15 protein-coding genes are annotated in these 23,660 nt (G+C 59.7%); 11 read left to right on the top strand and 4 right to left on the bottom strand.

Annotated elements, in window-relative coordinates:
* Nucleotides 1-98 precede the first annotated feature (98 nt).
* Entirely contained in the window at nt 99-776 is a 678-nt protein-coding gene (locus F7R06_RS04770; RefSeq protein WP_090326733.1) for a zinc metalloprotease, read from the top strand.
* 44 nt (nt 777-820) lie between these two features.
* On the opposite strand, the gene F7R06_RS04775 is transcribed toward F7R06_RS04770, so the two are convergent.
* Nucleotides 821-1,729, bottom strand: a complete 909-nt coding sequence (locus tag F7R06_RS04775) for a LysR substrate-binding domain-containing protein (RefSeq protein ID WP_090326736.1) — start codon at nt 1,727-1,729, stop codon at nt 821-823.
* 180 nt (nt 1,730-1,909) lie between these two features.
* Here F7R06_RS04775 and aspA point away from each other — a divergent pair, with 180 nt between their 5' ends.
* The 3 genes from aspA to F7R06_RS04790 all read left to right on the top strand — a co-directional run bounded on the left by aspA (nt 1,910) and on the right by F7R06_RS04790 (nt 6,330).
* The gene (gene aspA / locus F7R06_RS04780) at nt 1,910-3,334 is read left to right on the top strand and encodes an aspartate ammonia-lyase (RefSeq protein WP_090326741.1); all 1,425 of its coding nucleotides are present in this window, start codon (nt 1,910-1,912) and stop codon (nt 3,332-3,334) included.
* 373 nt (nt 3,335-3,707) lie between these two features.
* The gene (locus F7R06_RS04785) at nt 3,708-5,159 is read left to right on the top strand and encodes an alanine/glycine:cation symporter family protein (RefSeq protein WP_090326743.1); all 1,452 of its coding nucleotides are present in this window, start codon (nt 3,708-3,710) and stop codon (nt 5,157-5,159) included.
* A 166-nt stretch (nt 5,160-5,325) separates the two neighbouring features.
* Nucleotides 5,326-6,330: an asparaginase gene (locus F7R06_RS04790; RefSeq protein WP_090326746.1), complete on the top strand. Its 1,005-nt coding sequence runs from the start codon at nt 5,326-5,328 to the stop codon at nt 6,328-6,330.
* Nucleotides 6,331-6,407: 77 nt separating this feature from the next.
* On the opposite strand, the gene F7R06_RS04795 is transcribed toward F7R06_RS04790, so the two are convergent.
* Nucleotides 6,408-9,818 carry a dermonecrotic toxin domain-containing protein gene (locus tag F7R06_RS04795; RefSeq protein ID WP_139204831.1) on the bottom strand — a complete coding sequence of 1,137 codons (3,411 nt, stop codon included), beginning with the start codon at nt 9,816-9,818 and terminating at the stop codon, nt 6,408-6,410.
* 218 nt (nt 9,819-10,036) lie between these two features.
* On the opposite strand from F7R06_RS04795, the gene F7R06_RS04800 reads away from it, so the two are divergent.
* From F7R06_RS04800 to F7R06_RS04815, 4 genes are all read left to right on the top strand, one after another.
* Nucleotides 10,037-11,044: an AraC family transcriptional regulator gene (locus F7R06_RS04800; RefSeq protein WP_090326752.1), complete on the top strand. Its 1,008-nt coding sequence runs from the start codon at nt 10,037-10,039 to the stop codon at nt 11,042-11,044.
* A 251-nt stretch (nt 11,045-11,295) separates the two neighbouring features.
* Nucleotides 11,296-12,327, top strand: coding sequence for a histone deacetylase family protein (locus tag F7R06_RS04805; protein ID WP_090326754.1), 1,032 nt, complete (start codon nt 11,296-11,298; stop codon nt 12,325-12,327).
* A 12-nt stretch (nt 12,328-12,339) separates the two neighbouring features.
* The gene (locus tag F7R06_RS04810; protein ID WP_090326756.1) at nt 12,340-13,440 is read left to right on the top strand and encodes a polyamine ABC transporter substrate-binding protein; all 1,101 of its coding nucleotides are present in this window, start codon (nt 12,340-12,342) and stop codon (nt 13,438-13,440) included.
* A gap of 164 nt (nt 13,441-13,604) precedes the next feature.
* A complete protein-coding gene (locus F7R06_RS04815) occupies nt 13,605-18,224 on the top strand; it encodes a dermonecrotic toxin domain-containing protein (protein WP_090326759.1) in 4,620 nt (1,539 codons plus the stop codon).
* A gap of 9 nt (nt 18,225-18,233) precedes the next feature.
* Here F7R06_RS04815 and pdxR read toward each other — a convergent pair whose 3' ends face one another.
* Nucleotides 18,234-19,787, bottom strand: a complete 1,554-nt coding sequence (gene pdxR / locus F7R06_RS04820; RefSeq protein ID WP_090326761.1) for a MocR-like pyridoxine biosynthesis transcription factor PdxR — start codon at nt 19,785-19,787, stop codon at nt 18,234-18,236.
* A gap of 92 nt (nt 19,788-19,879) precedes the next feature.
* Between pdxR and F7R06_RS04825 the strand changes: the two genes are divergently transcribed.
* The 3 genes from F7R06_RS04825 to F7R06_RS04835 are packed head-to-tail and all read left to right on the top strand — an operon-like array spanning nt 19,880 to nt 21,649.
* Entirely contained in the window at nt 19,880-20,503 is a 624-nt protein-coding gene (locus F7R06_RS04825) for an FMN-binding negative transcriptional regulator (protein WP_090326763.1), read from the top strand.
* A gap of 10 nt (nt 20,504-20,513) precedes the next feature.
* Complete coding sequence (locus F7R06_RS04830) at nt 20,514-20,960, top strand: GNAT family N-acetyltransferase (RefSeq protein ID WP_090326765.1); 447 nt, start codon at nt 20,514-20,516, stop codon at nt 20,958-20,960.
* 17 nt (nt 20,961-20,977) lie between these two features.
* On the top strand, nt 20,978-21,649 hold the full coding sequence (locus F7R06_RS04835; RefSeq protein WP_090326768.1) for a GNAT family N-acetyltransferase: 672 nt from the start codon (nt 20,978-20,980) through the stop codon (nt 21,647-21,649).
* 192 nt (nt 21,650-21,841) lie between these two features.
* On the opposite strand, the gene oadA is transcribed toward F7R06_RS04835, so the two are convergent.
* Nucleotides 21,842-23,650, bottom strand: coding sequence for a sodium-extruding oxaloacetate decarboxylase subunit alpha (gene oadA / locus F7R06_RS04840; RefSeq protein WP_090326771.1), 1,809 nt, complete (start codon nt 23,648-23,650; stop codon nt 21,842-21,844).
* Between the last annotated feature and the right edge of the window lie 10 nt (nt 23,651-23,660).

A 23,660-nucleotide genomic window follows, 5' to 3' on the forward strand; every position in this document is an offset into this window, starting at 1 on the left:
TACATCAGCGCAATAACAACCCTTCAATAAACCAAATCAAAGATCAACCAAACACCCTCACACACGTTGAGGATAACTATAAGTCACGAGACATCATCATGCATAAAACATTAATTAAACTCGCCTTTCTTATTGCTATATCAGCCACAAGTTTCAATATTCACGCTACCGATAGCCCTCCTCCCTTGAAAGATGACCCTATCGATCCTATACGGATTTTTGCCATCTTCCATGACGACATTCCCAAATCAAAAAGAGACAGCATATACAACGAATACCTCCACCCTTTCATCGTCGAGTTCGAAAGCATTACTGGCCGAAAGGCCCATGTAGTCCTTGATGAAAACAAGGCGCCATACAGTAATTTCCAATACAAAGGTGATGACCGGGAAAAAATAGTGGCTGAATGGGGAAAACTTGCCTGGCAATACAAAAAGAAAAGATACGATGATAAAGAGTTTCGAGCATCCCGCAACGACCGGGTACTTCTGATCACCAACGACATGATTAATGGCCATCCACTCTTTGGTGGCGTGGCAGGTATCGCGGACGCACAGCCCGGTAGGGTCGCCATTGCGTCTCTTGATTTCAAGCAAGCGATAGGGCATGAACTGGGTCACACATTCAACGCAGATCATGATGACGGCGAAGTTTTGTATAACGGTTGGTGGTGCGAAACATTCATGTTCCCACCACTCCCCCTCAGGTCCAATTGCATGGTATTCGGCGACGGGAATCGAAAGCGTATCAAGGACTATGTAGATAGCCTGTATTGAATGTCACCGTAAGCGCTACAAGCTCCTGGCGCCCGCGACCATCGTCACGCTCCGGCCGCCGCCCCACCCTCCAGCTTGCGCCACAGCAACCGCACATTGGCCTTGCGCACCAGTGCGCAGCGGTACAAACGAATCTCCAGCGGCACGTGCCATTGCGGTCCGCCGCAGACCACCAGTTCACCGCGCGCCAGTTCGGCGCGCACACTGAGTTGCGGCACCCAGGCGATGCCCAGGCCCTCCAGTGCCATGCTCTTGAGACTGTCGGCCATGGCGGTTTCGTAGATGGTGGTGAAGCGCAATGCTCGCTGGCGCAGCAACATGTTCACCGAGCGACCAAGAAACGCACCGGCGCTGTAGGCCAGCAACGGCACGCTGCCTTCGCCTTCCAGATCGAACAGCGGCTTGCCCTCTGCATCCGCCGCGCAGACCGGCAACATCTTCGTTTGGCCCAGGTGCAGCGAGGGGAAGATTTCCGGGTCCATCTGCATCGCGGCATCCGGGTCATAGAACGCCAGCATCAAGTCGCAGCCCCCTTCACGCAAGGCATGCACCGCATCGCCAACGTTGGTCGCCACCAATCGCGTGGCGATGTTGAGGCCTTCATTGCGCAGTTGGGCAATCCAGCGCGGAAAGAACCCCAACGCCAGCGAGTGAGCGGCAGCGACCTGCATCACTTCACCCTGCCCGCCTTCCAGATGATGCAAATGGCGCAGCACTTCACCGAGTTGCTCGACCACGGTCCGTGCAGTGACGAGGAACAATTGCCCCGCCGCCGTCAATTCCACAGGCGTACGCGAACGGTTGACCAGCGTCAGGCCCAGCGCGGCCTCCAGGCTGCGGATTCTCCGACTGAACGCCGGCTGGGTCACGAAACGTCGCTCCGCCGCCTGGGAGAAACTGCGGGTGGCGGCCAGGGCACTAAAGTCCTCCAGCCATTTGCTTTCCAGATTCATCACGTCCTCCCGGACACGCACCAATTTAGGTCACACGCTCGCCGGACACACGGCGTCACACAGGCATTATGCCGAATGTGCATAGGCCAGTGTTTAACAGCATTGGCCCAAATTTCTCCACAAGCCTAGCATTTGCGGTGTTCCGGCACAGACCGGGTCCATATTGAGATGATTTCTATCATGTCCTCCGCTGCATCATTCCGCACAGAAAAAGACCTGCTTGGCGTACTCGAAGTACCGGCTCAAGCGTATTACGGCATCCAGACCCTGCGAGCGGTGAACAACTTCCGTCTCTCCGGCGTTCCGATTTCGCATTACCCGAAGCTGGTTGTCGGCCTGGCCATGGTCAAACAAGCCGCCGCTGACGCCAACCGTGAACTGGGTCACCTCAGTGAAGCCAAACACGCGGCCATCAGCGAAGCCTGTGCACGTCTGATCCGCGGCGACTTCCACGAAGAGTTCGTGGTGGACATGATTCAAGGCGGCGCTGGCACTTCGACCAACATGAATGCCAACGAAGTGATCGCCAACATCGCACTGGAGGCCATGGGTCACCAGAAAGGCGAATACCAGTACCTGCACCCGAACAACGACGTGAACATGGCGCAGTCGACCAACGACGCTTATCCGACGGCCATCCGCCTGGGTCTGCTGTTGGGTCACGACGCCCTGCTCGCCAGCCTCGACAGCCTGATCCAGGCCTTCGCCGCCAAGGGTGAAGAATTCAGCCACGTCCTGAAGATGGGTCGTACCCAGCTGCAAGACGCCGTGCCGATGACCCTGGGCCAGGAATTCCGCGCCTTCGCCACCACCCTGGGCGAAGACCTGGCGCGTCTGAAGACCCTGGCTCCGGAAGTCCTGACCGAAGTGAACCTGGGCGGCACCGCGATCGGTACCGGCATCAACGCCGACCCGCGTTACCAGCACCTGGCCGTTCAACGCCTGGCCCTGATCAGCGGTCAACCGCTGGTTCCGGCAGCCGACCTGATCGAAGCCACTTCCGACATGGGCGCCTTCGTGCTGTTCTCCGGCATGCTCAAGCGCACCGCGGTCAAGCTGTCGAAGATCTGCAACGACCTGCGTCTGCTGTCCAGCGGCCCACGCACCGGCATCAACGAAATCAACCTGCCAGCGCGTCAGCCGGGCAGCTCGATCATGCCAGGCAAGGTCAACCCGGTTATTCCGGAAGCTGTTAACCAGGTAGCGTTCCAGATCATCGGTAACGACCTGGCGCTGACCATCGCGGCCGAAGGCGGCCAGCTGCAACTGAACGTGATGGAGCCGCTGATCGCCTTCAAGATCTTCGACTCGATCCGCCTGCTGCAACGCGCCATGGACATGCTGCGCGAGCACTGCATCGTCGGCATCACTGCCAACGAAGAGCGCTGCCGTGAACTGGTCGAGCACTCGATCGGCCTGGTCACCGCACTGAACCCGTACATCGGCTATGAAAACGCCACCCGTATCGCCCGTATCGCGCTCGAAAGCGGCCGCGGCGTGCTGGAACTGGTGCGCGAAGAAGGCTTGCTCGACGACGCCATGCTCGCCGACATCCTGCGCCCGGAAAACATGATTGCTCCGCGTCTGGTTCCGCTTAAAGCCTGATCCGACGCGTTACCTGTAGCACCGCTCACCAGGTCGAGGGACTAGACACCTCTCACCTTTTGAGGGCTTGGAGATCAGTCTCCAGGCCCTTTTTTTTGCTTTTTGGTGAGAGCGGTCTCGCTCCTGCAGGAGACGAATGCATCAAAACCGTGCAGACGGACGGCACCGTCATCGGTATAGTGCCGCCCCTCTTCGCAGGGGCGGCCGTCGGTAGCGAGACCACAACCCATGCGAAACCCGAACTAATAACAAACCCGCGATATGAAACCGGGACGAACATCGACCCGCCTGTTGTGCCGTGCGCCAACGGGTGTAACGCGATGTTTCGATCCGGCCAGCATTTGCCTACACAAAAAACAGCGAGGAATAATCCATGCTCGAAGTCATTAACGACTTCCTCTCAGGGAAAGTACTGATCGTGCTCATTGTCGGGCTCGGTAGCTACTTCACGATCCGCTCGCGTTTCGTTCAACTGCGTCACTTCTTCCACATGTTCGCGGTGTTCCGCGACAGCCTCAAAAGCAGCGCCGGGCAACTCAGCTCGTTCCAGGCCCTGATGCTCAGCCTTGCCGGCCGTGTCGGTGCGGGCAACATTGCCGGTGTCGGCATCGCCGTGACCCTTGGTGGGCCAGGCGCGGTGTTCTGGATGTGGGTGACCGCGCTGGTCGGCATGTCCAGCAGCTTCTTCGAATGCTCCCTTGGCCAGCTCTACAAACGCGCCGATGCCGACGGCACCTACCGTGGCGGCCCGTCCTACTACATCCAGCACGGCCTGCAAAAACGCTGGCTCGGCATGCTCATGGCATTCCTGCTGCTGGTGACGTTCGGCTTCGCCTTCAACGGCCTGCAAGCCCACGCCGTGACCCACTCGCTGAACAATGCCTTCGGCCTGAACACAACTTACACCGGCATCGGCCTGGCCGCGCTGCTGGGCCTGGTGTTCATCGGCGGGATCAAGCGCATCGCCAAGGTCGCTGACCTGCTGGTGCCGGTCAAAACCCTGGTGTACATCGGCGTGACCGTCTATGTGATCGTGCTGCAGTTCGACCAGGTGCCAGGCATGCTGATGACCATCGTCAAAAGCGCCTTCGGCCTGGATCAGGCCTTTGGCGGCCTGATCGGCAGCGCCATCGTCATGGGCGTGAAGCGTGGCGTGTTCGCCAACGAAGCGGGCCTGGGCAGCGCGCCCAACGTGGCCGCTGTCGCGTCGGTCGAGCACCCGGTGGCGCAAGGTGTGGTGCAGGCATTCAGCGTGTTCCTCGATACGTTCGTGATCTGCACCTGCACCGCGTTGCTGATCCTGCTCTCGGGCTTCTACACCCCCGGCTTCGAAGGTGACGGCATCGCCCTGACCCAGAACTCCCTGGCCGCCGTGGTCGGTGACTGGGGCCGGATGTTCATTTCCGTGGCGCTGGCGTTGTTCGTGTTCACTTCGATCCTCTACAACTACTACCTGGGCGAGAGCAACCTGCGCTTCCTGATCGGTGAAAACCGCAAGGCACTGATGGGCTACCGCGCGCTGGTACTGGTATTGATCTTCTGGGGCGCCATCGAGAACCTCGGCACCGTGTTCGCCTTCGCCGACATCACCATGACCATGCTGGCGTTCGTCAACCTGATCGCGCTGTTCCTGCTGTTCAAGGTCGGCATGCGCATCCTGCGAGATTACGACGACCAACGCACCGCCGGGATCAAGACGCCAGTGTTCGACTCCGCCAAGTTCCAGGACCTGGATCTGGACCGCAAGGCCTGGCCAGCCAATCCGCCGGCCGCCGCCCCTCAGGCACAGGCTGAGCCGCAAGGCGTACCCGCAGCGCAACGCTGACCGGTAAATGACGGGCGCATCCCATGCGCCCGTCAGTTAAAGTGCATTACCTGTGGGAGCGCGCCTGCTCGCGATAGCGGTTAATCATTCAACATTGATGTTGGCGGAATAACAGCCATCGCGAGCAGGCTCGCTCCCACATGTCATCTCTTGTGGAGACCTCCAGATGATCCCCAATTCCTACCCTGCCGCCCAGCACGTCATGGTGCTCTACACCGGCGGCACCATCGGCATGCAAGCCAGTGCACATGGCCTGGCACCCGCATCCGGTTTCGAAGCGCGGATGCGCGAGTACCTGCACAGTCAACCGGAACTGGTGGTGCCGCAGTGGCGCTTTCGCGAGATGTCGCCCCTGATCGATAGCGCCAACATGACCCCGGCCTACTGGCAGCAACTGCGTGAAGCCGTGGTCGACGCCGTGGATGTGCAAGGCTGCGACAGCGTGCTGATCCTGCATGGCACCGACACCCTGGCCTACAGCGCTGCGGCGATGAGCTTCCAGTTGCTTGGCCTGCAGGCCCGTGTGTGTTTCACCGGGTCCATGCTGCCGGCCGGTGTCATCGACAGCGATGCCTGGGAAAACCTCAGCGGCGCACTGGTTGCCTTGGGTCAAGGTCTGGCACCGGGTGTGCACCTGTACTTCCACGGCGAGCTGTTGGCGCCGACCCGCTGCGCGAAAGTGCGCAGCTTTGGCCGTCATCCCTTCAAACGCCTGGAGCGTCAGGGCGGTGGTGTGAAGGCACTTTCGATTGCGCCGCAGCTGCATTACAACCAGCCCAAACAATTGGCAAATGTTGCGGTACTGCCGCTGTTTCCCGGCATCGGCGCCGAGGTATTGGATGGCTTGCTCGCCAGCGGTATTCAGGGGCTGGTGCTGGAGTGCTATGGCAGTGGAACCGGGCCGAGCGACAACCCCGGGTTTCTCGCCAGCCTGGGGCGAGCGCGGGACAAAGGCGTGGTGGTGGTGGCGGTCACGCAGTGTCATGAAGGTGGCGTCGAGCTGGATGTCTATGAGGCTGGCAGTCGCTTGCGCGGTGTCGGCGTGTTGTCCGGGGGCGGCATGACTCGCGAAGCGGCATTCGGCAAATTGCACGGGTTGTTGGGGGCGGGGCTGGAAACGGGCGAAGTCCGTCAACTTGTAGAACTCGACCTCTGTGGCGAACTGGTCTGAGGTAAACAGGACTGGCTTGCAGTCTTGTAAGCCTTCCTGACCGTCGCCGCCAGGAAGGCTTGCCCTGTCACTTCAGTCTATGGATGTAAAAACACCTTCCTGGCCAGCGCAGGACTGATATTTTCACGCCATATGCTGGTCACTGCTTGGCCAGCCGCTTGTTGATCCTTCTGAAAATTCAGACCCTGGCGACGCTGCGCGACCGTTTTCAGGTGGGCCTTGGTGAAGGATGCTGGCGCAGCCCCCTTTGTCGAGTAATGAAAATGTGCATACCACAGCACATTGTTGTTGGCGGTGTCGCGAATCTGGTATTCCTGCAAAAAATCAGTGCCTTTGCCTGCAGAGCTGTCGGTTCGCTCGCCGATCTTGTGGATGCTTATCTCTTCTTTCTCCCATAGATAATCCACTGCTCCCGCAGTCGGCTTCCGCGATTTGTACATTTCAATCCGTGTTTGCTGTGCCAGTTTCCGAAGATGCATGGCTGTATCCCTCAAGTCATCTACGATTGGCTTTAATGACACTTCACCCACTGGCCGGGTCAATTGCTCGATATCGTCGGCTACGGCTTCCAACGGGTCAGCCTGATTCATGATGAGCGTCTCTACGTCGGCCGGCGGGCGATCAGATTTGGACATCCGTCCGGCCTCAGCCAACTGCCCTTGGTATCCGGCCAATAGATCCTGCGCTTTTTTCTCCAGCTGCTTGAGCTTCCTTTTAGCCCGAACACTAAGCCCTGCGCCTCCCAGCAGACGCAGGCGGAAATCGAAGTTCCAGCGACCCTGCCCGTCACTTTTCAGCCAAGGCCCCCTGCGCGACGCCCCCTGCGGATCCGTGATCACGACCCCGTCCAATGTGGGCGACACCCGAAACCAGTCATCTTCGACGCGGGCATACCAGTACTCGCCTTGCTGATATAGCCCGCGAAACTCGCCGGATTCGACCACCGCATCTGCGCGCAACGGCTGCGAGAGCTTGAATGAGTTGAGATCGGCCAGCTGCCGAGCTGATAACTGGCCTCGCGCAGTGTTCCAGCCATAAGAAAGCTTCGGCTCCCCCCCGAGAGGGCCGACAGGCCGCCTGTCGATTTTATTGTCGAGCGGGATGCGCTGATCGAGCGCGGTTTCGCCGACGACGCCAGACGCTTCGGTGTGCGCAATAGCAAGTACGGGCGAACCCGTATGCACCAGTATCAAGGCCAGGTTCATCAACACATCTGCCGCTGCTTCCAATCGATTCTCGGCATTTTCACGTTGAACAAACACTTCAATGCTCTTGGTGAGCTGGACCAAAAGGCCGATAGCTGCCAATGGACCATCCAACAGTGGCTGTAGCAAATTGAACAATGCCCACCCGAAGTCCTTTACTTGATCCCAACGGGCCTCTGAGTTCGATACGGAATCACCTTTGGCCTGCTCGATGAGCGCTTGGGCACAAGACCGGTACAGTGTGCTGAACACATCAATTGCCAGCGGCCCGCTGGCGAGCGAAACACGTTGCGACTGGAGCGCGTCGAAGTCACCGAACACTACCCGTCCCTCGTGGGGCTCCACGAAGCCGCCGTTGGCATAGACGTGGCGAATCGAGGGTGCCAGCCCGGCAAGCACGCTGCGCTGCAATGATTCATTCTCCTGAATGGCAATCAATAGAGCTTCCCATGAGGCAAACTCGAGCATTGGCTCATCCGAAGCAGGCCGGTAAAGAACATGTGGCCCACGTCCAAGCTCCTGCGGGCCGATCACAAACATGTTCAAGACGTAGTCAGCACTGGAGGCGGTTCCAACCTGGAACCCCAGCGGTCTGACCACCATGGCATGTCCCTCGACCTGGCGATCGACCGTCTCCGATTGCAGGGCGGCGACTACCTGGCAATAGGCCGTATTCGACAAGCGCTGACGGATTTTCAGCTCCAGGGCCAACAGCGGCAGCTGAATGTGCATGCTCACGCGAAACTGTTGTCGTCGCTGGTTACACTCAGAAGGGTCGTCCAGCAATTTACGCTGCAACATGTCGGGATAACGCTGGCCGATGTCGGCGCGAGTGGTCAGTTCCCGCAGGTAGTCATACGTCAGCCACGGTGGTGGTTCACCGTTGCGATAATGAATCTGCGCTGGAACCAGGGGCAAGGCGCCGATGTTTTTCACCGCCAGTTGCGCAAAGGTCGAGCGGGCGGTCTGGTAGCGAGGCTCGGGGAATGGCGGGTCGATGATTTCGAATGTCGTGTTCTCCAATCGCTGCAGCGTCACCTCGATATCGCCCACATTGATAGACTTGCGGGCCTCATCGTCCTCGACCATCAGTGCCTTCAATGCCTGCTCGGCATATTCATGAATCGGGGCGATGTCCGACAGGTATGAGGCACCGGTTCGATTCCGGGCCGCCAGCAAGGCCAGCAACCGGCTGTAAGTAGCGCGCTCCGCCGGATAAGCCTGCTTGAGCCATGACGGCAATAAATCTTCCAGGGTCGACAACCTGGCTTCATGGCCTGAACGAAAGGCACCGAGCAACATCGTCGGGCTACTGAGCTGGTCCAATCGTCGCTCAAGGCCAGGCAAGTCGACGAAGGCTGCGGGCTTGATCGTCGCAATAACCTGCAGCTGACGCTCGAGAAGGCTCAGGGTCAACGCCTCGAAAATGTCATGTTCCGCCCAGTAGTTTCTTAGCGACAGCTGCTGGCGGGCGCCAAACCATGATTGCACCATGGCTTCCTCGGAACTGAACACTTCGATTCCGCCGGACAATGTGTCCAGCAATGCAATGGTTCGCCCTTCCACCTTGCGAATCATCGACAGGACAATCACATCATCCGGCGTCGAGGTGCTGACGTCCTCGTACACATATGTCACGGCAGTCTCGGTCGCAGCTTCGCCCTGGACTGTTTCGCGCTGGGTACTGTCGGGGTAATCAAGTACGCTCTGGACCGTCAAAAATGGATCACCGGCAAGTGCCTGAGAGGCTATGAACAGTTGCCCCCGGAACAGGTCGCGAAGTTGTTGCCAGGGACTGGCGTCGTCCTCGTTCGATTGGCTCCAGAAGGCTGCCAGATCATGTTGATAGCACTCCAGCAACTGCGGCCCCCACTCATCGAGGACCTCCTGGATTTCGCTCAAATCGACGTCAATGGCCGGCGGAGTTGCTACGTTGGAATGCCGTGAGAGAACGCTCTTGTCACTGAATACTTTGCAACTGCCCTGCCAGTAACTTTCGAGCAAAAGATCTGTCAGTCCATAGCTTTGATAACCTGCAAAGCTTGAGCTTCCTGGCGTTTCACTCCACCGAGGCTCGAGAATGACAGCGCTTTCCACCTGGATATCGAGATTGGGAAACCGGTCATCAAGGACTTGTTGCAAGGTTCTTCGTGCCGTTTCTCGCAAGGTCGGGCGATCGGCAAACAGGTGCAAAACGCTCAAGGCCTGTGAAACGACGTCAGCGTCCGGCCGAAGCCGATGCGGCGGGCGGGTGATGGCTGGGGTAACGTTTGAAGATGTCATGATTGAGGTCCATCCCTGGGTACATGAAATGTCGTAATGACAGCCAACGCATAGGTGCGCGGCGACCGTGACGAAGATAAAAACCTCGCAGACACGGGGGGCGGTATCCGGGTATGGCGTCTGTAACCGCCGGCTTCACTGGGCGTGCCGAAACCCCATTAGTCCGGTCCCGGCACACAACTTGCTCCCATTCCAGCAACCCAAGACTGGAAGTCGCCATGCTCCACTCCCACCTCACGACCCTCAACGCCGTCTCGCTGATCCTCAACACCTTCAAGGCCGAAGGCTTGTCCAGTGAGGCGCTATTGGCCGGCAGCGGCATCAGTGCCGCGGATCTGAACCGTGCCGACACGCGCATCACCACCAATCAAGAGATGCAAGTCTGCGCCAACGCAGTCGCACTCAAGCGTGACATCGGCCTGGAACTAGGTCGGCGGATGCACGTGTCCTGCTACGGCATACTCGGCTATGCACTGCTCACCAGTGCCACCTTCGGTGACGCTTTGCGTCTGGCGATGCGATATCCGGCGCTGCTGGGAACACTTTTCGAATTGAGCCTGGAGGAGGATGGCGAGCGTGTCTGGTTCGTCGCGGCCGATTATCGCGAGAGCCCGGCGATGGCGGTGTTCAACGCCGAGTTCTGCCTGGTTTCGCTCAAGGTCATCTGCGACGACCTGCTCGGTCATCCGCTGCCACTGCTCGCTGCTCGCTTCGAACACGCCGCACCCGACTACGAAGCGACCTACGCCGAACACTTCAACTGCCCGCTGCATTTCGGGGCACGGGACAACGCCTTCGCCTTCGACAGGCGCTGGCTCGACCAGCCCCTGCCATTGGCCGACGTGATAACCCATCAAGCCATGGCCGAACGCTGCCGCAAACAGAACGTCGAGTTCACCGGGCGCCAGGCGTGGCTGGGACGAATTCGGCAACTGCTCAGCGCGCAACTGAATGCCGCGCCTGGGCTGGAGGGACTGGCCGAGCAAATGAATTGTTCGGCGCGAACCTTGCGTCGGCACCTCAAGGACCTGGGCTGCAGCTATCAGGAATTGCTCGATGAATTGCGCTTCGAGCAAGCCAAGCAAATGCTGTGCGAGGATCAGTTGCCGATCTATCAGATCGCCGAGGCCCTGGGTTTCAGCGAGACCGCCAGCTTTCGCCATGCCTTCGTGCGCTGGAGTGGTGTAGCGCCGAGCCAGTTCCGCCCGCAGCACCGGCCCTCGTAGGCGATTGCCAGCGAAGAGGCCAGTGCATCCGGCACATCCACAGCGGCTGTAATGCCGCCTTCGCGGGCGAGCCCGCTCCCACAGAGTCTGCATTCCACGCGCCATGCCAGGGCTTGGCGCATTAAAAAGGGGCGAATTTCGGTCAGATTTTTTGGCCATATAGATCCCCTTTTGGCCTTTCCTGCCATTCTCCAAAATCGTGCGCCCCGCAAGACTGTGTTCAACCCGAATCAGCCTGCGGAGAACAAGAAATGCTGACGATCTACTCGAACGATCACCATCTGCACCACGGCCGTTGTGAATTAATAGACGGGCAACTCAAGCCTTGCTTCGAAATGCCTTCGCGAGCCGACCACGTCCTGGCCCGCGTGCAAAACCAGAACCTGGGCCCGGTGGAGGCGCCCAAGGATTTCGGCCTCGGCCCCATCGAGCGCGTGCACAGCCGCGACTACCTCGATTTCTTCAAGGGCGCCTGGGCGCGCTGGACCGAGTTCAACACCGACGGTGACCTGCTGCCCTACACCTGGCCGGCCCGTACCCTGCGCCAAATCAAACCGGCCAGCCTGCACGGCCAGCTCGGTTATTACAGCTTCGACGGCGGTGCACCGATCACTGCCGGTACCTGGCAAGCCGCGTACAGCGCAGCGCAAGTGGCATTGACCGCCCAGGCGGAAATCCAGGCTGGTGCACGCAGTGCCTTTGCCTTGTGCCGTCCACCAGGACACCACGCCGCAGGCGACTTGATGGGCGGTTACTGCTACCTCAACAACGCTGCCATCGCCGCCCAGGCCTTCATCGATCAGGGCCACAAAAAAGTCGCCATCCTCGACGTGGACTACCACCACGGCAACGGTACCCAGTCGATTTTCTACGAACGCAGCGACGTGCTGTTCACCTCGATCCATGGCCATCCGGAAGCCGAATTCCCGTTCTTCCTCGGCTATGAAGATGAACACGGCGAAGGCGCGGGTGAGGGTTTCAACTTCAACTACCCGTTGCCCGCCGGCAGCGGCTGGGACACCTGGAGCGCCGCCCTGGAACAGGCCTGCAAAGAGATCGAAAGCTACGGCGCGGACATCATCGTTGTGTCACTGGGGGTCGACACCTTCAAGGACGATCCGATCTCGCAATTCAAGCTCGACAGCCCGGATTACCTGGCCATGGGCAAGCGCATCGCCGGCCTCGGCAAACCGACGCTGTTCGTGATGGAGGGTGGTTACGCGGTCGAGGAAATCGGCATCAACGCGGTGAACGTCCTTGAAGGTTTTGAAAGCGCTCAATGAGGAATTAAAACAATGAAAAGGCTCAAGCGTTTTATCGTGCCAGCCCTGAGTGCCATGGTGCTCAGCGGTGCCGTGCACGCCGAAGAACGAACGTTGCGCGTCTACAACTGGTTCGATTACATCACCCCCAAAGCCTTGGAAGATTTCAAGGCGCAGAACACCCAGACCAAACTGGTCTATGACATCTTCGATACCAACGAAGCCCTCGAAGCCAAGCTGCTGACCGGCAACTCCGGTTACGACGTGGTGGTCCCGTCCAACGTGTTTCTCGCCAAGCAGATCGAGGCCGGAGTTTTCCAGCCGCTTGACCGCAGCAAACTGCCGAACTGGAACCATCTCGATCCCAAGCTGATGAAGCTGATCGAAGCCAATGACCCGGGCAACAAGTTCGCGGTGCCCTACATGTACGGCACCATCCTGATCGGCTTCAACCCGGCCAAGGTCAAGGCAGTACTGGGCGATGACGCGCCGGTCGACAGCTGGGACCTGATCTTCAAGGAAGAGAACATCAGCAAGCTCAAGCAGTGCGGCGTCGCCCTGCTCGACTCGCCGTCGGAGATCCTGCCGCTGGCCCTGCAACACCTTGGCCTGGACCCCAACAGCAAGAAGCCTGCGGACTACGACAAGGCTGAAGCGCTGCTGATGAAAATCCGCCCGTACATCACCTATTTCCACTCGTCCAAGTACATGGCCGATATCGCCAACGGTGACATCTGCGTCGCCGTCGGTTATTCCGGCAGTTTCTCCCAGGCCGCCAACCGCGCCAAGGAAGCCAAGAACGGTGTCGTCGTCGACATGCGCCTGCCAAAAGAAGGCGCGCCGATCTGGTTCGACATGCTCGCCATTCCAAAGGGCGCGAAGAACCCGGAAGACGCCTACACCTTCATCAACTACCTGCTGCAACCCCAGGTCATTGCACCGGTCAGCGACTTCGTCGGTTACCCGAACCCGAACAAGGACGCCACGGAGATGGTCGACCCGGCGATCCGCAACAACCCGAACCTGTACCCGACTGAAACGGCGATGGGCACGCTCTATACCCTGCAACCGTTGCCACGGGATGCCGAACGTGCGCGGACCCGGGCCTGGACCAAAATCAAGTCAGGCACCTGACACGTATCGCTTTAGCCTCTGACCGAGACCTGCGCACGCGCAGGTCTTTTTTTGCCCGTGATATTTATTTACCGCCTTCACCTGCCTGCCCGTCACTACCTTGCAACGGATCGCGCGCCGAACGTTTTGCCATACCTGCGCGCCCCTCCACAAAGGATGTGACCATGCCCGACACTACCAGCCCTTCCGTTTTACCTGGCCTTTCCACCGACCAGGTTGCCCTGCTCACTCAATTGGTCACCGGCCCCTCGATCAGGGAAGTCGCCACCCGTGCGCTACAACCTGCCTTGAAAACGCTGTACCCGAACCTGCAAATCGACCCTCGGCTAGCCATGGTGGTCACGCCCACCTGGACTCTCCAGGAACAGCGCGTCGAACCCGGACCACGGCACTTCGAATCGCTGACAGACGCACTGGTGCGCCATGGCGTAGCGGGAACGCCTGTGGTCTACCTCGACGGCGAGCACTACCTGACGCTGCACCCCCTGAAACAGACACCGGCACAACTGCCGGTCAGCATCGACGCCATCGGACGTCTGCTCAATGAGCTGGCACCGCTGCTGTTTGTCGCGTTTCAGGAACAGCAGGTCGATTACTGGAATCAGTTCACTCGCGCATCGACTTCCCGCTGGCAGGAACTGTCCAAGTCCTTGCGCGATCTGTGGAGCATCGAGGCAAACCCGGACTGGGACACCGATCAACACGCCATGGCCGGCAAACTGTTCACCTACCCGGACAAAAGCGTTCGCCATTCCCATGACCCCTATCAGTCACGCGCCTGTCTGATCGACCTGGACGCCATGAGCGGTGCTGACTCGACCCACGTCAACATCCTCGACATGGCGGTACTGGTCGGAACACTGGGCACTCGAACCCTGGTCATTACTCACACCATCACCCGCGGTTTCCAGGCGTTCGACTCCCTGCAGGAACTGGGCGCGTCGTTGTTGACGGACGCCAATGGGCAAGTTCAGGGCAACGTTCTGCATTGGCGCCTGATCGAACCCCAGGGCAATTACTTCGACCGCCTGGCGTGCAATCTGATAGCCCTGCAAGCCGACGCAATCGGTGCGTTGGCCAACGAACCTGCAGCGAGCCACCCGGACGTTGCGCCCCACATCACCCGCGCTACCAGCGAGCTCGACCCGACGGACAAGCAGTCTTCCTCGCGTTTCAATCGGGTCGAGCAATCGCTGCCAGACTGGACGGCCGATGCGTCTTCCAGCGACCTCACCGCTTACAGTCGTCATCTCATGGATCTGGTGACGGTGCGCAATCAGAACGCCGGGAAGTCCTTTCAGGACGGGATCAAACCGATCCGCGAGTTTGCGCTGGATCAACTGCGCGAGGGCATGCTCAAAGATCATGCCGATGCGACAGGACTGAACCTGGCGGACATCGAGATCACGGTCGACAGCGTGGTGGTCTGGGGCAGCTTTGTGCCAATGGTAGAGCCCGAGCGCACGACCCTGAGCCTGGTCGACCTGGCACTGCAAAACCTGATTGCCCTGCCGCAGGGCAACAAATCCGTGCGCAGCACCCGCGCCGCCGCGCTGCCGAAATGGATGACGGTGAGTTACCTGGAGGAACTGATCGCTCGCGTCGACATCGGCCAGAACTACCCGGCGCTGATCAAAAGCGAGCTGCTCGGCGATCCCGTTGAAAGCCTGCGACGGCAGAACCTGTTCACCAGCCATTTGCGCGTCGAATTGCCGCTACTGGCCTTGCAGTTGAAGATTCGCAAACAGAACGGCATCGATGAGACGGGTTATCGCTATGTCGCCGCAGTGGTCCAAGTGCTCGACGCCAATCGCTGGGTGGATGGCCAGGAGATCGTGATTCGCCCACTGGCCTTCACGCCTGGCTGGCGCATCGGGGGGGCCAGCGATGAAGTGACCAACATGTTCGTGATCGGGCCCCGGCAGATGGACAAGGGGCCATGCCTGCTTTACCGGCCCATGCTTGAGCACTCGCTGAGCCAGTATCCGACACCGGCCAACCTGGTCTACACCATCAAACACTCGCCGACATTGCGCCAATCCGTACTCGCCTGGCTGCCGGATGACGCCCGCGCCAACTACGCCAACTATGCGTTCACCGGCGACCGGCCTTCGGTCTGGAGCATTTCGCAACTGCTGGCCGACCCGCTGACCTCCCTGCAAATGAGCGGCCCCATCGCCCTTGGCCAGCGCGTCCTCAGCGGCGACTACCTGGCCACCTTGTATAAATCCAACGTCAATGCGCTGGTTGAATTGGCGCAACGGCAATCGCTGTCCAATGCGCAATATCGCTGGGCGACTTTCAAGCGCGTCGCCTGGGCGCTGCTCAATGCCGCACTGCCCTTTCTCGGCCAAACCATCGGGACGACCGCGTGGATCTGGCAAGTGCTGGATGACGTGCAGCAAACGCTCGACGCTGCCGACAATGGCGATCAACAGCAGCGCAACTCAGCCATGACCGATCTGCTGCTGACCCTGTCCATGGTGCTTGTCCATCACGCCAGTACCCGTAATCCGCCCGTGCGCAGGATCCAGGAAAAGCCGATTGCAACAGCGGGCGAGCCCCCGGAAAAACCGGCCCTGCAAACTGTGAGCGTCGTGCAATTGCCCGACATCGCCAGCGAGCATCTTCCTGTGCTACATCGCCCGTCAGTGACGACCGATGTTGTCCTGGACCTGACCAAAACACTGGATCGCTACAACATCACGCCACCCGAACCGCTGACAGCGCCCGACGGTGGCAACGATCTGTATCGCCATCTCTATCGAAAGGGAAACGCCTGTTACGCACCAGTAGGCGAGCGCTGGTTTGAGGTCGCCGTCGAGGACACCGGCGAAGTGTCGATCATCGACTCTCGTCAGCAGCCCACACGCAGCGGCCCGGCACTGATCAGCAATAAACGCGGCGAGTGGTTTGTCGACACACGCCTGCGCCTGCGGGGCGGTGGTCTGTCGAGCCGGCGCAAGGCAATGAAACAGCAAAACCGCGAGCGCATCGCCGAGCTCAAAAAGCAATTGGTCGAGTTTGACAACGAACGCGAGCGGGCACGTACAGAGCTGACGGACGCCCACAACGCCATGAAAAATTCGGTCGGCGACGAGGCTCTGCTGACCGCACAAACGCAATTCCTGGAGAAGCTTGAACGACGCACCCAGGAATACGCAGTCCCCATCGAACAGTTGAAATCGCTGAACCTGCTGGAAACAGTGCCCAACTACCGGGCCGTCATGATCGAGATGCTCGGCACCCAATTGTTCTTCAACCAGACCTGGCTCGACCAACGCAATGCAACTTTCGCTCAAACCCTGAGGGAAACCCTGGCGCTGCTGGACGCTGAAGAAATGTCTGGTGGTGCCGGCGACCGCGCCACCTACCGGAAAATGGTCGACCTGACTGAGGGCATGATCGGAAAAATCGAGTTTGCACAATCGCAGTTCCAGGCGCTGAGCCGACTCGGCAGAAGTGCTGCCGAAGTAGCCAACACCTACCGGGCAAAATTACCGGCTTTCAGCCTTAACGATCTCAAGGCGCTTCAGGTCTCGCTGGCCCGCGACGCCTGCCTGAAGGAGGGAAACACTGTTGCGCTGAAGCAAGCCTACAGCGAATTCGCACGCCTGCTCGACACCGCCAACCTGGTTATCCAGACATCGCAGGAGTTGATGCTGGAAGGAGGCGCCTGGCTTGCAGCGGAACGCATCGAAGGCCTCAACGGGATGCTCGAACAATTTTCCGCCATTGATCAGTCATTCGAAGATTTCGCCCTCAGCCACAAGGACGCCGTGCTTGATCAACCGTTCATGCACCTGCGCACACGGATCAGCGATTTCCAGCGGGACACCGAAGCCTTTCTGGCGCAGTTGCTGCGAGAGCAGCGGCCACTGGAGCCGCGGCCCGGCCCCTCAAGGCCCGAACCTGCATCGCGCAAACAGGTGATCAAGACTCGCTTCAAGGGCACGGTGGTGGGCGAAGTACGTCCCTCGACATCAGGCCAACCGATACTGCTCGACGTCAAAGCGCCCATGACCGGCAAGGTGATCGCCACCTTTCACGAAAAAACACCGGGCGTCTGGGTCGAGCGAGTAAAGCCCAGACGTCAACGCCCGTCGGCGCAGGTACCAGACCTGGAGACGCAAATCGCTCAAGGTCAGACGCTGCTCGACAGCGTGGAAAGCTTCATCCGGCAAACTGAAACGAGCGCAAAAAAACCTGGCCGTATTCCGGTGGAAATCGAGGAGTTGTTCCAACAGAAAGCCGAGCAACTCGATAAAGGCGCCAAGGCACTGGAACAGACCCCGACCGGTTCGAATACAACGGCCTCCTCGACAACGCTGGCTACACAACTGCGCGCAGCACGCGATCGACTCTACGCCGAGGGCTACCGGATTCGGGTCGACATGATCAAGCAACAGCCGCCCACGGCCGCGCGCGTCGAATGGTTATCGAACAAAAATGAAATCGATATCGTGCCTAATGGTGAACGGCGTCGACTCAAAGGCCCGCGCAAGGATTACCTGCAGGAATACGAGATTCGCGAGCGAGGCACCGGGCAACCCCTGTGGTACGCCCACTTCCACTATGCCGCCCCCAACACGCCCACCGAAGCGTTTACCGCTGCCCACCTGAAACGGCGTGATCAACGACTGATGGCCGGGGCATTCGACCTGAGTTCGGCCTCCAGCAGCCAGGTGATTGCGGTCTATAGAAGCGAAATCAGCCCGCAACTGGCCGGTTCACTGTTCTTTTCAAAAGCCTTGAACGTCAAGAAGGAGATTGGCGATGACTGAACAGCCAGCTCAGCGAACACGCCACACCGAGCGTAATCGCTCCAGCGCCGCCCCGATCGCTTGCTCAGGCACTGCGGCAAAGCCCAGCACCAGCCCGGCGCGTTGATCGATCGGGGTGCTGGAGTCCGGCAGCCAATAACTGCTCAAGCCATTGATCTCGACATCGACACCCCGTGCCAATTCGATCAGCTCCTGCTCTCGCGCCACGCTATCGACCGGCACGGTCATGTGCAGCCCGGCGGCGACCGTGGGTAACGGGCCGACGCCGGGCATGTCCGGCGGCCAACCACCCAGCAGGGTATTGCGCCGACTCAGCGCCGCGCGACGCATGCGGCGGATATGTCGCTGGAAGTGTCCCGCCGCCATGAACTCGGCCATCACCGCCTGGGTACTGACTTCCGAATGACGCACATCCACCGCACGACGCTGGGCAAAGGCTTGCACCAGACCCGCAGGCAACACCAGGTAACCCAGGCGCAAGGCGGGAAACGCCACCTTGCCGAACGTGCCGACGTAAAGCACCCGGCCTTGCCTATCCAATGCCGCCAGGGGTGCCAGCGGGGCGCCGCTGTAGCGGTACTCACCATCGTAATCATCCTCGACGATCCAGCCTTGCGTGCGCTCGGCCCAGGCCAGCAACTCCAGACGACGCGCCAGACTCATGACCACCCCTGTCGGGTACTGATGCGAAGGTGTGACGTAGGTCAGCCGGCAATCACTGAGTCTGGCCAGCTCGCTGCAGTCGATGCCCTCGCTATCCACGGCGACCCCGTGCAACCGCGCACCGGCGACGGCGAATGCATGACCCGCCGCGCGATATCCAGGATTCTCAATCGCCACCCCGTCGCCCGGTTCCACCAGCAACTGTGCACAAAGGCTGATCCCCTGCTGCGCACCACTGGTGATCACTATTTGCTCAGCGGTGCACTGCATGCCTCGCGAACTGCGCAAGTAGGCTGCGATCAACCCGCGTAATCGGGCATCGCCTGCCGGGTCGCCGTAACACAGCTGCTGCAAATCGGGTTTACGCCAGAAAGCCGCATTCAGCTTGGCCCAGACCTCGAAAGGAAACAGATCGAACGCCGGAACGCCGACTCGAAAAGCCCGTGGCGGACCACTGGGCGGCATCGCTAAATGGTTCTTTTCAACACGCCCCAACGCGCCACTGTGGATAACTTTGCTGGATGAAATCACAGGTAAATCCACCCGATTTGTGGATAAAGCTGTGGGTAAGCCTGTTGAAAACCCTGTGGATACTTTTGTGGATAGTTTTTTTACCGGTAATGCACTTTGCGGCAATTGCGCCACATAGGTCCCGTCGCCAACCCGCCCTTCGATAAATCCTTCGGCATAGAGCTGATCGTAGGCACGCACCACGCTGTTACGGGAAATCGCCAACGCCGCGGCCAGATCACGACTGGCCGGCAGTCGCGTACCGCTGGCCAATCGTCCGTCGAGGACGCGAAGGCGCAAAGCCTGATAGAGCTGGCGGCTCAGCCCCTGGCGACGGTCGAGTTCGATACCGGCGGGGTTGAACGACAAGGAAAGCGGCGCGTCCGTCATGGCAATGGACCTATGAAATTGGTCATTAATGGCTCTTACAACAGACCAATAGCCTGCCTAGGATGCAGGCATTCGCCAAGGAAAATATCTCCATGTACACGCCACGCGCTTTTGCCATCGACGAGTTGTCCCAACTGCACGAACTGATCCTCGCCACCCGTCTCGCCATATTGGTTACCCAGGGCGAGAGCGGCCTGCAAGCCAGTCATGTGCCGGTGCTGTTGCATTGCGAACAAGGCTCGAACGGCACGCTGTACGGGCATCTGGCCAAAGCCAACCCACAGTGGAAAGACCTGCGCGACGGTGCCGAAGCCCTGCTGATTTTTGCCGGTGCCGACGCCTACGTCAGCCCCGGCTTCTACCCGAGCAAGGCCGAACACGGCAAAGTCGTGCCAACCTGGAACTACGTCGCCGTACACGCCTATGGCCGAGCCGAAACCTTCAGCGATGGCGGGCGGCTGCTGGACATCGTCAGCACCCTCACCGACCGTCATGAAGCTGGTCGCACTCAACCGTGGTCAGTGGCCGATGCCCCCGCCGATTACATCGACGGCATGCTCAAGGCCATCGTCGGTTTCGCCATTCCCATTGACCGCCTGGAGGGCAAGCGCAAGCTCAGCCAGAACCGCAGCGCCGCCGACATCGCTGGCGTGCGTGAAGGCCTGGCCGCCAGCCCGGAAGTCAACGACCAGGCCCTCGCCCAATTGATGCGCTAAGGAAATCACCATGAGTCAAATCGAGATTCGCCAAGTCACCGCCGGTGATCACGCCGCGTGGTTGCCGTTGTGGCAGGCCTACCTGAATTTCTACAACACCGAATTGCCCGAGGCGGTCAGCGACAGCACCTGGCAGCGCCTGCTTGATCCAGGCGAACCGACCCATGCAGCCCTCGCCTGGGCCGATGGCAAAGCCGTGGGTATGGTTCACTTCATCTACCATCGTTCGAACTGGAGCATCGAAAACTCCTGCTACCTGCAAGATTTGCTGGTAGTGCCAGAAACCCGTGGCACGGGCGTGGGCCGCCAGTTGATTGAATTCGTCTACACCACAGCCAAGGCCGACGGTTGCTGCAAGGTGCATTGGCTGACCCACGAAACCAACGCCACCGCGATCCAGCTCTATGAGCGCATCGCCGAACGCCCCGGTTTCATCCAGTTTCGCAAAGCCATATAAGGTTCAAGGAGAACAGCATGTCGACTTCACTCGCGGACTGGAAAGGCGTCCCGGCACCCTCGGTCCAACTCATCGAAGGGCGTTTCATCCGCCTGGAAAAACTCGACCCTGCGCGCCACGGCGACGACCTGTTCGAAGCCCTGCAAGGCCTGGGTGCCGATCTCAAGCTCTGGGACTACTTGCCTTACGGCCCCTTCCCCGAGCGCAGCGCGTTCAACGACTGGTTGAACAACCACGCGGCCAACAGCGACCCGTACTTCTTCAGCGTGATCGACAAGGTCACAGGCAAGGTTCAAGGCATTCTCAGCCTGATGTCGATCGTGCCGGCCCAGGGTCGCATCGAAATCGGCCATGTAACCTTCGGCGCGCCGATGCAACGCTCGCCAAAGAGTACCGAGGCGGTTTACCTGTTGGCCAAGGAGTCGTTCGCCCTGGGTTACCGGCGTCTGGAATGGAAATGCAATAACGCCAACGCCCGCTCCAAATACGCAGCCGAGCGCCTGGGGTTCAGTTTTGAAGGCGTGTTTCGCCAGCACATGGTGGTCAAGGGACAGAACCGTGACACAGCGTGGTACTCGATCCTCGATTCGGAATGGCCGGCGATTGGAGCGGGATTTGAGCGCTGGTTGAGCGATGAGAACCAGACGGAATCGGGGCAGTTAAAGACATTGGCGCAATGTCGGGAATAAGAGCCCAACGGGACTTCGAACCAATACAAGCGGGCTTGCTCGCGATGGCGGAGTAACCTTCAACACACGTGTTGACTGACACCACGCTATCGCGAGCAAGCTCGCTCTCACATTGGGCAAGCGTTTTACGCCGAAAAAAAAGGGGAGCACATGCCCCCCCGAGGTTTAAAGCGTTATATCGAGGCTGTTAAATCAGCCTTCGATCTCGATCAGGATCTCGCCCGGATTCACCCGGTCACCTTTGGCCACATGGATGGCAGTGACCTTGCCGGCGATGGCGGCCTGCACTTCGGTTTCCATTTTCATCGCTTCGGTGATCAGCACAGCCTGGCCAGCCTTGACGGTGTCGTCTTCCTTGACCAATACGTCGACGATGTTGCCCGGCATGGTGGTGCTGACATGGCCTGGCGCAGTGGCTTGCTTGCGCTTGCTGCTGCCACCGCTGACGAATTCGTTCAGTGGCTCGAACACCACTTCTTCCGGCATGCCGTCGATGGACAGGTAGAAGTGGCGCTTGCCTTCGGCCTTCACGCCAACGCCGGTGATGTCGACGCGGTAGGTTTCGCCGTGTACGTCGATGACGAACTCGGTCGGCACGCCTTCGCCACCCGCCGAGGCCACGCGGCCGGCTTCCGGGATCGGCAACAGCACTTCCGGCGTCAGGGTGCCCGCGGCGCGTTCTTCGAGGAACTTGCGGCCAATGTCCGGGAACATGGCGAAGGTCAGCACGTCCTCTTCAGACTTGGCCAGGGCACCGATGTCGGCACGCAGCTTGGCCATTTCCGGTTTGAGCAGGTCGGCCGGACGAACGTCGATCACCTCTTCGCTGCCGATGGCCTGACGACGCAGTTGCTCGTTCACGGTGCCCGGCGCCTTGCCGTAGCCACCTTGCAGGTAGAGCTTCACTTCGTTGGTGATGGTCTTGTAACGCTCACCGGCGAGCACGTTGAAGAACGCCTGGGTGCCGACGATCTGCGAAGTCGGGGTCACCAGCGGCGGGAAGCCGAGGTCTTCACGAACGCGAGGGATTTCGGCCAGCACTTCGCCCATACGGTTCAGGGCGCCCTGCTCTTTCAACTGGTTGGCCAGGTTGGAAATCATCCCGCCCGGAACCTGGTTGACTTGAACGCGCGTGTCGACGGCGGTGAATTCGCTTTCGAACTGGTGGTATTTCTTGCGCACGGCGTAGAAGTACAGACCAATCTCTTGCAGCAGTTCCAGATTCAGGCCGGTGTCGAACTCGGTGCCTTTCAGGGCGGCAACCATCGACTCGGTACCCGGGTGGCTGGTGCCAGAGGCGAAGCTGGAGATCGCGGTGTCGATGTGGTCGGCGCCGTTTTCGATTGCCTTGAGTTGGCACATCGCGGCCAGGCCCGCGGTGTCGTGCGAGTGGATGAACACTGGCAGCGACTGCTCGGATTTCAATGCCTTGACCAATTCGCCGGTAGCGTACGGCGTCAGCAGGCCAGCCATGTCCTTGATCGCCACCGAGTCGCAACCCATGGCTTCCATCTGCTTGGCTTGCGCCACGAACGCGTCGATGGTGTGCACCGGGCTGGTGGTGTAGGCGATGGTGCCCTGGGCGTGTTTGCCGGCAGCCTTCACCGCTTCGATGGCCACGCGCAGGTTACGCACGTCGTTCATGGCGTCGAAGATGCGGAACACGTCGATGCCATTGACAGCAGCCTTGGCCACGAACGCCTTGACCACGTCGTCGCTGTAGTGACGGTAGCCCAACAGGTTCTGGCCGCGCAGAAGCATTTGCAGACGGGTGTTAGGCAACGCGGCGCGCAGTTGACGCAGACGCTCCCACGGGTCTTCTTTCAGGAAGCGCACGCAGGCGTCGAAAGTCGCGCCACCCCAGCATTCCAGCGACCAGTAGCCGACTTTGTCGAGCTTGTCGCAGATCGGCAGCATGTCTTCGGTGCGCATGCGGGTGGCGAGCAGCGATTGGTGAGCGTCGCGCAGGATCGTGTCGGTAACGTGTATTTTCTTGCTCATTGTTCTATTC

The sequence above is a fragment of the Pseudomonas moorei genome (assembly GCF_008801475.1).
Classification (GTDB): Bacteria; Pseudomonadota; Gammaproteobacteria; order Pseudomonadales; family Pseudomonadaceae; genus Aquipseudomonas; species Aquipseudomonas moorei.